Here is a 13,593-nt window from a genome sequence, read left to right as displayed (position 1 = left end):
AGAATTTTTATGGACAACGGTTTAAATGTTTATTCTGAAATTGGAAAATTAAAAACTGTGTTATTGCACAGACCATATCTCGAATTAGAAAATCTAGTTCCTGATATACTTGAAAGATTATTATTTGATGATATACCTTATTATGATGTAGCTGTTGAAGAACATGATGCTTTTGCTAAAATCTTAAGAGATAATGGAGTAGAAGTATTATATTTGGAAGATTTAGCTGCTGAAAGTATATCTGACCCTAAGGTAAGAGATCAGTTTATTATGGACTTTGTTGATGATTTGAATGCTTATGGTAAAAAGAAAGACTTATTATTAAAGTTTTATTCCGATATCAAAGATAATAAACAGCTCGTATTGAAAATGATGGCAGGTGTAAGAAAAGAGGAAATTAGCGGATATAGAGGTAGTTTTTTTGACGTATTTGACCCAGATTATCCTTTTGCTGTTGATCCTATGCCTAATTTGTACTTTACTAGAGACCCATTCGCTATTATAGGTAATGGTGTATCTTTAAATCATATGCGTACAGTAACTCGTAACAGAGAAACTTTATTTGGTAAGTACACATTTGAACACAACCCTAGATTTAAAGGAAAAGAAGTTCCTATGTGGTATAAGAGAAATGATACTACATCTATAGAGGGCGGTGACGAATTAATACTTTCTAAAGAGCTTCTTGCTATTGGTATTTCTGAACGTACTGATGCTGAATCTGTTCAAAAACTTGCTATAAACTTATTTAATGCTAACACTTCTTTCAAAACAGTATTGGCATTTAATATTCCTAAAAAACGTGCATTCATGCATCTTGATACTGTATTTACTATGATTGACAGAGATAAGTTTGTAATGCATCCTGAAATCGAAGGACCTTTAACTACTTACGCTATTACTAGAGATGGAAATGGTGGTATTGCTATTAAAGAAGAAACTATGGATGTAGATAAAACTTTAGCTAAATACTTGAACTTAGATAAAGTTACTCTTCTTAAATGCGGAGGTAATGATTTGATTGCTGCTGCTAGAGAACAATGGAATGATGGTTCTAATACTTTGGCTATCGCTCCTGGTGAGGTTATTGTTTATTCTAGAAATACTGTAACTAACAAAATTTTACAAGATGCTGGAATAAAAGCTCATATAATGCCTTCTGCTGAATTATCTAGAGGTCGCGGCGGTCCTAGATGTATGTCTATGCCTTTTAATAGAGAAGATCTATAATTTCATAAATATATTAGCACCTGCTGTTTTTAACAGTGGGTGCTTTTTTTATATAAAAAATTTATTTTATTAAAATTACATATAATGGGTATATGTTTGCAAAATTATTGTTTATGTATTAAAATAGAAGCGTAATTTTATTTTAAAGAGGTTTTTATTATGGCTTCATTTATGGACAATTTAAAAGAAAAAGTTAAATCTAATCCTAAGACTATAGTTTTAGCCGAAGGATATGATGAAAGACATGTTAAGGCCGCTGTTATACTAAAAAAAGATCAATTAGTTAAAGGAGTTGTATTAGTAGGAGATACAGCAAAAATAGAGGCTTTGGCAAAAGAGAATGCATTAGAATTAGATGGAAATTTTGCAAAAATTTTTGATCCTAACAAGGATGCTAGAACAGAAGGTTATATTGATATGCTTTTTAAGGCTAGAGAGAAAAAAGGTATGACTAAGGATCAGGCTAAAGATTTAATAATTAATAACTCTGTTTACACAGGTGCTGCTATGCTTGCTGCTAATGATGCTGATGGTATGGTTGGAGGAGCTGTATATGCAACAGGTGAAATGCTTAGAGCTGCTTTATTTTTAATCGGGCTTAAAAAAGGTATTAAAACATTATCTTCTACTTTCTTTGTAGAAAGTCCTGATAAATCTTTATTTAGCAATGGAATAGCTTGTTTTGCTGATTGTGCTGTTATACCAGATCCTACTGCTGAACAATTAGCAGATATTGCTGAGTCTACTGCTGAGTCTTATAAAATTATGACAGGAATTGAACCTAAAGTTGCTTTACTTTCTTTCTCTACTAAAGGTTCTGCTAAGCATGAAAGCGTTGATAAAGTTATAGAAGCTAAAAAAATATTAGATTCTCGTAATGTTAATTTCGATTATGATGGTGAAATGCAATTTGATGCTGCCATAGTAGAAAAAGTTGGTGCACAAAAAGCTCCTGGTTCTCCTATTAAAGGAAATGCTAATGTACTTATATTCCCAGAATTGAATGCTGGAAATATAGGATATAAAATAGCTCAGAGGGTTGGAAAATGTACTGCAATAGGTCCTATGCTTCAAGGTATAGCTAAACCTGCTAATGACCTTTCAAGAGGATGTTCTGCTCAGGATATTGCTGATTTGGCTGTTTTAACTTCATTACAAGCTTCATAATCTATTTTTATTAAAAATAAAATAGGCTGTCAATTTTACTGACAGCCTATTTTTAAGATTTACTTATTTTTTATTAATCTACACTATATTCTGCTTCACTATCTCCACTTATAACAAATCTGTAAGGATTAGTTGGTAATATTTTTACTAAATAGTTATATAGTAAAGTTGAACTTTGAAGTACATTATTATTTGTATTGTAATAGAAATATTTAGGATAGTCTAAAACGTAATTATAATATGGATTGCTTTTAGAACTAACTAATTCTCCTATTTTATTATTTACTTTCCACAAGAAATATACGGATTTATCTGTAAAATAGTTAGTTTGAGCATTATTTAATACATAAGAAAAGAAATCAGATGCTTTCAAATAATCATAATTCTTATAACAATTCATAGCTGATCTATAATTTTCAAATATATCTTCTATGTCTTTTACATCATTAGTCATATATCTTGCATAGCTCCATCCAACTATAGGACCATAATATGTATCATATCTTACTAATGCCCAATCTTCGCTTTCTCTAGTTTTTGGATTATATACATTTGTTCTATTTAATATGCTTACAAAATCATAATTATATAATCTATAAAGTTCTTTTTCTCCGCTAATGAGTGCAGGTATCCTATCTCTTATAATAACTCCATTACCTATAACATAATTAGGTTCATCATATTTAGCTTTTATATCATCTATTCTAGTTCTAACAATTTTTATTATTTCATCATAGTTTTTCTTTTCTTCTGCTGTTAAGTCAAATTGCCAAGTATCTGGAAAATATGATTTATTATTCAATATATTTTCTTGAAGTATGCTTGTTCTGTATCTGTCTGAAAATCTTTTTAAATAACTTACATTTGTTATAAATTTATACTTATCATTTGCTGTTTCTATATTGCTGAATCTATGTCTTATACTAAAGTAATATGCAAAATCTTTAAGTGGAAAAGCACTCTCTTCATCCTGAAGTATTCTGTCAAATGTATATCCATTAAAAGAATATTTTCCATCTTTTACTATAATTCCAAGCTGACGATATATATTTGTTAAAGAAGTGTTTACATTTGTAACAGCATCATCATTATTTTCTTCACCTTCAACTATACCTTCTGATATTAATTGGGTATAAAATCTTTCTATATAAAGAGGATCGTTTTCAACCATATATATTAATGCCTGACCCAATAAATATGAAGCTTCACTTTCATAATAGCTTGAAGGATAAGTAAATAAAAATCTTGCTAATGTCTCAAAACCTTCTTTATAGTTTGAAGATAATATTTGATTTCTTCCTGTAATAAATGCTGTTAATTCGTTATATGGAGATTGAGCATTTTCTTCTTCTGTTTTAGGTAAATTTTTTAAAAAATCACTTAAAGAACCGTAATCTTCTGTTTTTTCTATAGTTTTTAACTTTTGATACTCATCTATAGAATCTGCAACTTTACATGACTCTAATGATATTATAAATAATACTGAAATAATAGTGTTTAGCAAAATCCTTTTCATTCACTTATACCTTTATAGTTTTTTACATTTATTTTCTTTATAAAACTGTTTAAAATAGATTTAGAAAAATTATTGTCACATTTACTCAACATTTCATTTACCAAATTTTCACATTCTTTTATACTTATGCTTCTAATAATATTTTTTATTCTAGCTATTGATGTAACGGACATTGATAATTCTCTTATTCCCAATCCTAATAATATAGGAGTATATAATCCTACACTTCCCATTTCACCGCATAATGTTATAGTTTTATTTGCCTTATTGGCTGTTTCTATTACATTTTTGAGAACTCTTAAAACAGATATATCTATTGGATTATAAAGATAACTCAATTTTTCATTTGTTCTATCACATGCCATCATATATTGTACTAAATCGTTTGAACCTATAGATAAAAAGTCAGCCTCTTTTACCAATAAATCTATTATAGTAGCTGCTGATGGTGTTTCTATTAATACTCCTATTTTGATATTATCATTAAACTCTTTTTTTTCTTTTTTTAATTCATTTTTTATATCTTCTATAAATTTTTTAGTCTCTACAAATTCTTCCAAAGTGCTTATCATTGGAATCATTATTTCTATATTTCCATAATGTGATGCTCTAAGCAATGCTTTTATTTGATCTTTAAACACTTGTCTATTGGATAAACAAAATCTTATAGCACGCCACCCTAAAAATGGATTATCTTCTTTAAAATCCAATCCTAAAGCAGGCATCATTTTATCTCCGCCTATATCTAAAGTTCTTATTATTACTCTGCCTGTCATTTTAGATGCTATTCTTTTATATACACTAAATTGTAATTCTTCTGTAGGCAAAGTGGCGGAATTATCTTCTTCTGAGAATATATATAAAAATTCTGTTCTGTATAATCCAATTGAATTTATACCATGTTTTAGTATGTTTTCTGTTTCTTCTGGTATATCTATATTAGCATGTATTTTTATTTCTATATTATCTTTTGTTATTGCGGGCTCTCTTGCATCTATTATAGATTGTTCTTTGAATTGTTTTATATTTTCTGACAATATCGTATAATTTTTTATATCTTTTTCACTAGGATTCATTATTACGATATTGCTTCTGCAGTCTATTATTATTTTTCTTCCGTTTTTTATCTTGCTTGATATATCTGCTATATTAAATATAGTTGTTATACCGAATGATTTTGCAAGTATTGCAGCATGGGAAGTATAGCCTCCGCTTTCTACTATAAATCCATTAACTCCTATACTGTTAAATTTTAAAACATCGCTTGGAGTTAAAGTTTTTGCTATTACTATGCTGTTTTTAGGAACTTGAGAATAATCTCCGGAATTAGGCTGTATTAAATTCCTTATTAATCTTGACTTTATATCTATAATATCGCTTGTTCTCTCTGAGAGCATTTTATTATTTATTTTTGATAATTTATCTAAGTATCCGGATATTATTTTATCATATACATATTCTACATTAAATAATTTTAATTTAATTTCATCTTTAACTTGTCTTATAATAACATTATCTTCAAGCATCAATATATGCATAGCTAATATATTTTTTATATTATTGTCTACATGCTTTTGAAGTTCTTCTATTTCTAATTTAGATTTTTTTATAGCTTCATCAAACCTTTTATATTCATCTTCTATATCATCTTCTTCTATTTTATATACAGGTGTACTTAATGATGCAGTATATAAAAAGGAGTTCCCTATTGAAACATCGTCGCCAACTCCATTTCCATTCAGTATCGTTCTTTTATCCGGCATGAACTCTCCGATATTATGTTAATATGATTATGTTAATTATATTATAAATATAAAATATTTTCAATAGTAAATTTATTGTAAATAGTATTATTTTTCATTAATGATATTGATATTTAAATAACTATTTTTGAAAAGATTATAATTTTAAATACTATATTTTTTTATTATGATTAAGAGAATATATTAATTTATTTTTATTATTGCTAGCGATAAACTCGCTAAAAAAATAGCTAATAACTTATTATTGTTATTCTCGTCTACGCCTACAATAAGCTAGTGAGTAAACTCACTAGCTGGCTTCGACTCTCTTTTTTATAGTATTACTTCATGTTTTCAAGCATTTCAACAACGATTTTCATTGAGTTTTGTGCAGATTTTACTACGAATTTTGGGAAGTCTACTACAGCATCACTGTCTGCTTTATCTGATAATGAACGTATAACAACAAAAGGAACTTTATACATTAAAGCAGCATGGGCAACAGCAGCACCTTCCATTTCTATAGCACCTGCTTTAAATTTATTATGTATTTGTTTAACTTTATTATTATCTCCTACAAATTGATCTCCTGTAGCTATAGTATCTATATATACTTTATTATCGGTAATAACTTTTTGTGCAGATTCTTTCGCTAATTGTATTAAAGAATTATCAGCAGGATAATAATTCTTATCATAACCTTTAACCAATACAGTAAGCTCATCTCCATCTAAAGCACTTGTATCAAAGTCATGTTCTATTAGATCCTTTGAAATAACTATATCGGATATATCATAATCAGGATTTCCTGAACCGGCAACTCCTGTAAATATGATTTTTTCAACATTAAATCTTTCTATTGCAATAGTTGTGGCAATTGCAGCATTAACCTTACCTATGCCGGATTTTAATAATACTATGTTTTTACCGCATAATGTACCTTTATAGTAAATTATATTAGCTATTTCAATTTCTTCTATATTTTCTATCATACCTTTAAAATTAGTAATTTCAGAATCCATAGCACCTATTATAGCAATTCTTTTAACTTCAGACATAAAATAATCTCCTTAAAATAATGAAAATATATTAATATCAATTATTATATATTAAAAGCTGATTTTTATAAACTTATTATTTAAGTTTTTTGTTTTATACCTTTATAAAAAAATATAAGATTTAATTAATTAAGTTTATGATATATTGTAACTAAAAAAATAAAATGTTAGAATTGCGTTAAAGTTTTATTTAAAGAGCATTGTTTATGAATATAAAAAAACAAATTAATTGCGATGTATTAATAGTTGGTGCTGGAATAGCAGGGCTTATTGTTGCAGAGAGAGCTATTAATGTTTTTAAAAATGTATGCCTTGCTACTACGGGCAAAATTTGCAGCGGAGCTTCTTATTTTCCATTGAAGGCTACATTAGGAATACAAGTAACTAAGGATAATAACGATTATGATAAATATTATGAAGATATTATTAATATGGGAAAAGGTGTTGAAAATCCAGAATTAATAAAGACTTATATTGCTAATATTAAAAAAGATCTTTATTTATTAAAAAGAATTGGATTTAAACCTTGGCTTAGAAATGACTCAAGACCTGCATGTTTTGCTAAATATTCAAGAAATATTTTTTTGATTAATAATTGGAATGAAGCAAGAGAAAGAGCAAAAAAGATATTTAAAAAAAATAAAAGATTAAAAATATTTGAAGATAGTGTTTTAATAAGAATAATAAAAAATAATAATAGAGTTATTGGTGCTGTATTTCAAAATAAAGATAAATTCTTTTTTATAAAGTCAAAGGCTATAATTTTAGCTACGGGAGGAATTGCTGGAAATTATAAAAATAGTTTATATCCTAAAAATATTAATGGTGTAGGTAACGTTGCAGTATTAGATGCAGGAGCAATAGCACAGAATATGGAGTTTGTACAATTTATACCTGCATATTTGAAGCCTAAATATAATGTATTATTCGGAGAGCATACATTAAAATATTGTATAGGAATGTATGATATAAATGATAAATTAATTTTAGATGGTATAAATAATGAAGAGATTAAAAAATTATGGATAGAAAGAAGTGCTTATGCTCCTTTCAGTAATGATTTTGAAAGCAAGAAAATAGATTTAAAAATACTTTTTGAGGGAGTAAAACTAAAATATTCAGAAGATTTATACAAAGATAAAGAGGAGTTCTACACAGTATATTTGAATTGGCTTAAAAATGAAATGAATATTGATTTATTAAAAGATGAAACAGTTATTACTCATTTTGCTCATAGCTGCAATGGAGGAATAAAAATAGACAGTAATGCTTTTACTGGAGTTAATGGCTTATATGCAGTAGGTGAATTGTCATCTGCCATAGAAGGAGCTAATAGGCTTGGAGGAAATTCTGTTGGTGGAGCTTTGGTATTTGGAAATAATGCTGTAAGGAGTGCGTATAAATATATTAAAAAAAATAACTTCGATGATTTTAATAATATAAAATTAAATTATGTAGAAAAAGAATTTAATAATTGGGTTGATGATATTTCAAAAGATGACAAAGAAAATAATATTAATAAAAATGAAGTATTAGAAAATATAAGAAATCTAATGAGTGAAAATTTATCTGTTGTAAGGAGCAGAGATAAAATACAAAAAGTATTAAATAAACTTGAAGATATTAGAAATAATTACAGCATAAAAGAGAATATTAAAGAAGGTTCTATAGAAATTTATCTTATAATAGAAAGTGTTAAAATATTAGCTTTAAGTATTCTTGAAAGAGAGGAGAGTAGAGGGGCACATTATAGAGAAGATTTTCAATGTTCATCGGATAACGTGTATAAATTGCAGATAACGCGTGAGAACAATAAAATTATAATAACAAAAAAATATATTAATAATTAATTTTAAATATAAGCGGAGCTATAAGCCGTATTCTGTCATTTAAGGTAAACATTTATCTAGATACTGCATCACTGCAGTACTCAAGCGAGCTACCTGAAACATCGAAAAGGGCAATCTGATATCGTTTCTGTTTGCTCTTGCCTCTCATGGGGTTTACACTGCCATTCATGTCGCCACGAATGCGGTATGCTCTTACCATGCCTTTTCACCCTTACCAAATTGGCGGTATATTTTCTGCTGCACTTTCCATAGGCTTTCGCCTTCAAGCCGTTAGCTTGCATGATGCCCTTTAGAGGTACGGACTTTCCTCAGTATTAGTTACTTAAATACTGCGTTTACCCGCTCCGCATGCCGATTACTCTATTATAAAACTTATAAAATGTCAATCATAATTTTTATTTAATAAAAAAATTCAATATCGCACGGCAAATATAAATAAGTTATAATACACAATATTATTAATATTAAAAATATTTTCTTAATCGTGCGTTTAGTTAATTATAAATCTAATCAAAACTTGGGCGGGCATGCTTTTTTATTTGAAGCAGTAAGGAAATAAAGATTAAAATTTAAGATAAAATAATAAAGATATAGGGTGGGGTATGTAAATAATTTTTTAAATATTAAATTAATTGATTTTTTTATGCTTATTTACTATACTCAATATATGAATACAGAAATTATTGAAAATACATTATTAACTTTAATAAATGAATTCAAAAAAGATGAAGAAGAAAAATATAACGCTGTAAGCAATACTATATATTCTATACATAAATCATTTTTAGATGAAGAAAAATTAAAAACAAATAGATTAAATGAAATCTTTTCTAAAATTAAAATAATAATAGAAGAAGTAAAAAATGAAATGAAAAAATTTCCTCCTCAGTTTTGTATATTTGATGCAATAAATTTACAAAGATATGAGAATTATAATAGTAATTTACTTGAAAAATTTCTTGAAATAAATATAGAGAATGAAGTTATTAAATTAAGTTTTATTAAAGATTTTTTAATGTATCTGCATAAAGATAAAGAATTTGGTTGGAATTATGGATTAAAAAATATTGAAGAATTAGAAAAAATAAATCATTCAGATATAAGAATAAAAAGAGAAGAGTATGCAGGCAGCAGAAGAATAGATTTATTTATATCTTATAAAAAAGACTTTGCAATTATAATAGAAAATAAAATATACGCTGGAGAGCAAGATAATCAATTAGATGATTATTATCAGAATAAGAAAAAAGATAATTATAAAAATTTATATATGATTTTTCTCACTCCTTCAGGTTATGAACCTTATACTTTATCAGAGGAATCAAAAAAAAAACTTGGAAATAATTTTCAAACATTAAAGCATAGCGATATAGCTTTATGGCTTGAGAATATTTTAGGAAATGAAAAATATTCTTTTCTTCATGATTCAAATATTTTATTTAAAGATAATGATAATAAATATATAAGAGATTATAGGCTTTTGAAATCTGCTATGATACAGACTATACATAATGCCAACATGCTAAGCAATAATACAAAGGAGCTTGATATGACAAAAGAAAAAATACAAAAACTATTGGAAGAACATCTTTTTCAATATATACAAACAGTAGAGGATGCAGAAGAATATAAACAAATATTTAATAGTGTTAACGAACTTCTTGAAAATAAAAAGTCAGAAATAAAAAAGAATAATATTATTAAATATATAAAACCTTATTTAGAATTTAGAAAAAAAATATTATTGTATTTAAAAAGTAATATAGAATTAGAATATTCTATAATAAATGAAAATGATATTATTGATAATATTAATAATAATGATGGTTTCTCTCATTATATTGAATTTTTATTTAAAAATGGTTATGTAGGTCTTTATTTATATAATCACACTTGGAATAGTTTTGATTTATGTGTTTATATAGAAATTGATGAAAATGAAAGAATATATAAATCTATATATAATAAATTAAAATCATTAGAAAATGATAATGCATATATTTATAAATTTATAAAAACAGAAGATAAAAATGAATTTTTTAGATATAACATAAATATAGAAGAAGACAGCCCAGAGGAAATTGCTGAAGCTATGATTAAGCTTTATAATCTTTTGAAAAATAATTTATGATTATTTGATATATACTGAAAATTTTAAATTTTTATAAATGTATTGTCAACTTTTTCCCGTCGCACACGCTCTGCGGACTTCGTCAAAGTTGCAAAAAGTGCAAGGTATAAGATTAGTACTAAATAATACTAAAATTGTCTTATATGTAAGATAACCTATTAAATTAAAGTCCTATATGTAGTCTTTCGCAAAGCGTATCTGAGCCTGTCGAGGATATAGGTTCTCGCCGAAGGCGGGCTGTGCCTTATACCAATACTATACCTAAAGGTACTCCTTTCAGTCGCAGTACTTCCTTCGGTCGCAAAAGAAGTGGGGTTCTGCACGCTGTGTACTTCGTAAGGGCAAAGCCCCAGATATTAAAAAGAAAATATAATTTTAATTTTGACAAAATATAGTTGTTTAGGTATATTTTGTCAATTTTTTATTCAACTTTTTCCCGCCGCAAAAAGTTGCAAAAAGTGCAAGGTATAAAATTAGTACTAAATCATATTAAAATTGTTTTATATGTAAGATAACCTATTAAATTAAAGCCTATATGTAGCATTTTTGCTTCTTTGGGGCACCAAAAGAAGTGGGGTATGGGGCAAAGCCCCAGATATAAAAATAAAAATATAAATTTATTTCTGACAAAATATAGTTGTTTAGGTATATACTATATTTTCTATCTAATTATATCTATTAATATTTTCAATGTAGTTAGTAATGAAATACTTACGAATATAGGTTTTATAACTTTTATTCCTTTTTTTATAGCGAACTTAGCACCGAAGTAAGTTGATGTCATTATAAAAGGTATAACGAATACACCAGCCATATAGTTAACTTTTCCCTCTATAGCAAATATTATTAATGAACATAAATTACTTGTGAGATTCAAAGCCTTAGCATTACCAGAGGCAAGAAGAAAATCCATTTTATAATAAAGTACAAAAAACATTATTAAAAAACTTCCTGTACCGGGTCCGAATACTGCATCATAAAAACCTAAAAGAAAAGCAAAAAACATTCCTATTATATAGTTTTTAACTTTTAGATTATTTTCATCAAATAAGTTTTCGGTTCCAAAAGTTTTTGAAAATAAAGTATAAATACCAACTGCCAAAATAAGTATCATTATCAAAGGCTGCAATACTTTTGCATCTATAAGTACAATAACTTGAACTCCAACAATAGAGCCTAATATTGTCATAGGTATTAAAAACTTTATTAGTTTGGTTGTAAGTTTTCCATTTTTGAAGAATGTAAAAGCAGAAACTACAGCTCCTGATGTAGAAGTGAGTTTATTTGTAGCCAAAGCAGTATGAGGAGGAATACCAGCTATTAAATAAGCAGGCAAACTTATAAGTCCGCCTCCTCCTGCAGCAGCATCAACGAAGCCGGCTATAGAACAGCCTATAATTATTATAATTAAATTTTCTATACTCAGCATAAATCAGCACCACTAATTTTTTTATATTATAAAATCATTATAAAAATTGAAGGTATCTGGAACTATATTTAACAGAGCTTTAAAAACAATTTTTATTAGCCATAAATATTATATCTATGATGATTTTTTGTCAAATAATTTATATTAATTCTTATTGATTTATTTTTTATATATTATATATTAATTATTTAGTAAACATAATTTTTAAATATGTAAACTAAACATAATATTGTATATGAAGGATATGAAATATGAATAAGAAAATACCTTTTTCACCCCCAGATATAACAGATAGTGAAATAGAGGCTGTGGTTAATGTATTAAAATCAGGATGGATTACAACAGGTCCTGTAAATAGAGAATTTGAAGAAGAACTTTGTAAATATATAGATGTAAAAAGATTCAAATTATTATCCAGTGCTACATCCGCTATGGAATTGGCATTAAAAATATTCGGAGTAGGTGAGGGTGATGAAGTAATAGTACCTGCTTATACTTATGCTTCTACTGCTAATGTTGTAGTTCATTTGGGTGCTAAAGTTGTATTTATAGATGCTAAAGAAGATGATTTTAATATAGATTTAGAAAGACTTGAAAAAGCTATTACAAATAAAACAAAAGCTATTATTGCCGTAGATATTGGAGGAATGCCTTGTGATTATTATGCTATTATAAAAATTTTAGAAAGTAAAAAAGATTTATTTAAAGCATCAGAAAATAAATATCAAAAAGAATTAAAAAGACCATTATTTTTATTAGATGCAGCTCATTCAATAGGTGCTGTTTATAAAGGAAAGAAAACAGGTTCGCAGGCTGATATGTCTTCTTTCTCTTTTCATGCAGTAAAAAATATAACAACTTCAGAGGGCGGAGCATTATCTTTTAATGATATAGGAAATATAAATGCTGATGATATATATAAAGAGCTTTCTGTATTATCTTTACATGGACAAAGTAAAAGTGCTTTCGATAAGAATAAAGGCGGTAAAGGAGCTTGGAGATATAATATAGAATTACCTGGATATAAATGTAATATGAGCGATTTGCATGCCGCTATTGGTTTATCACAGTTAAGAAGATATGATTCTATGCTTAATCATAGAAAAAAAATTGTTAATATTTATAATGATATTTTAGGTAAAAACAGTAGAATAATACTTCCTAATTTTAAAAATAATGATAGCGAATCTTCTTATCATCTTTATTTAATTAGAGTGAAAGATTGTGAAGAAGATAACAGAGATTTGCTTATAGATAAAATGTCAGAATTAGGAATAACATTGAATGTTCATTATTTGCCATTACCAGCTCATAAGGCTTATATTGATTTGGGATATAATATTGATGATTATAAAAATGCATTTAATTTATATAAAAATCAAATAACTTTGCCTTTATACAGCACATTAAAAGAAGAAGATGCTGAATATATCGCTCTTAATATAATAAAATATTTGAATTAACATAATA

9 protein-coding genes and 1 other RNA gene are annotated in these 13,593 nt (G+C 27.0%); 5 read left to right on the top strand and 5 right to left on the bottom strand.

The features are described from left to right. Positions 1 to 9 precede the first annotated feature (9 nt). Positions 10 to 1,230 (top strand): arginine deiminase, encoded by a 1,221-nt coding sequence (gene arcA / locus T324_RS0115805; RefSeq protein ID WP_028331136.1) that lies wholly within the window; start codon positions 10 to 12, stop codon positions 1,228 to 1,230. Positions 1,231 to 1,389: 159 nt separating this feature from the next. After that, complete coding sequence (gene pta / locus T324_RS0115800; protein WP_028331135.1) at positions 1,390 to 2,397, top strand: phosphate acetyltransferase; 1,008 nt, start codon at positions 1,390 to 1,392, stop codon at positions 2,395 to 2,397. Positions 2,398 to 2,470: 73 nt separating this feature from the next. Here pta and T324_RS0115795 read toward each other — a convergent pair whose 3' ends face one another. The 3 genes from T324_RS0115795 to T324_RS0115785 form a co-directional block, all read right to left on the bottom strand. Continuing rightward, positions 2,471 to 3,913: a hypothetical protein gene (locus T324_RS0115795; protein WP_028331134.1), complete on the bottom strand. Its 1,443-nt coding sequence runs from the start codon at positions 3,911 to 3,913 to the stop codon at positions 2,471 to 2,473. Further along, positions 3,910 to 5,676: a phosphoenolpyruvate--protein phosphotransferase gene (gene ptsP / locus T324_RS0115790; protein ID WP_028331133.1), complete on the bottom strand. Its 1,767-nt coding sequence runs from the start codon at positions 5,674 to 5,676 to the stop codon at positions 3,910 to 3,912. The genes T324_RS0115795 and ptsP overlap by 4 nt, the downstream gene beginning before the upstream one ends. 320 nt (positions 5,677 to 5,996) lie before the next feature. Beyond that, positions 5,997 to 6,713, bottom strand: coding sequence for a 5'-methylthioadenosine/adenosylhomocysteine nucleosidase (locus T324_RS0115785; protein ID WP_028331132.1), 717 nt, complete (start codon positions 6,711 to 6,713; stop codon positions 5,997 to 5,999). 206 nt (positions 6,714 to 6,919) lie between these two features. On the opposite strand from T324_RS0115785, the gene T324_RS0115780 reads away from it, so the two are divergent. Then, entirely contained in the window at positions 6,920 to 8,563 is a 1,644-nt protein-coding gene (locus T324_RS0115780) for an FAD-binding protein (protein ID WP_028331131.1), read from the top strand. Positions 8,564 to 8,568: 5 nt separating this feature from the next. On the opposite strand, the gene rnpB is transcribed toward T324_RS0115780, so the two are convergent. Continuing rightward, an RNA gene (rnpB, locus tag T324_RS17835) (RNase P RNA component class A) lies at positions 8,569 to 8,914 on the bottom strand. A gap of 316 nt (positions 8,915 to 9,230) precedes the next feature. Here rnpB and T324_RS0115775 point away from each other — a divergent pair. Continuing rightward, positions 9,231 to 10,694, top strand: coding sequence for a PDDEXK-like family protein (locus tag T324_RS0115775; RefSeq protein WP_028331130.1), 1,464 nt, complete (start codon positions 9,231 to 9,233; stop codon positions 10,692 to 10,694). A gap of 661 nt (positions 10,695 to 11,355) precedes the next feature. On the opposite strand, the gene T324_RS0115770 is transcribed toward T324_RS0115775, so the two are convergent. After that, a complete protein-coding gene (locus T324_RS0115770; protein WP_028331129.1) occupies positions 11,356 to 12,123 on the bottom strand; it encodes a sulfite exporter TauE/SafE family protein in 768 nt (255 codons plus the stop codon). 251 nt (positions 12,124 to 12,374) lie between these two features. On the opposite strand from T324_RS0115770, the gene T324_RS0115765 reads away from it, so the two are divergent. Further along, a complete protein-coding gene (locus T324_RS0115765) occupies positions 12,375 to 13,586 on the top strand; it encodes a DegT/DnrJ/EryC1/StrS family aminotransferase (RefSeq protein ID WP_028331128.1) in 1,212 nt (403 codons plus the stop codon). The last annotated feature ends 7 nt before the right edge of the window (positions 13,587 to 13,593 follow it).

This window comes from Brachyspira alvinipulli ATCC 51933, from assembly GCF_000518245.1.
Classification (GTDB): domain Bacteria; phylum Spirochaetota; class Brachyspiria; order Brachyspirales; family Brachyspiraceae; genus Brachyspira; species Brachyspira alvinipulli.
Note: the sequence above shows the minus strand (reverse complement) of the source record. Positions and strands in the feature narration are given on the sequence as shown.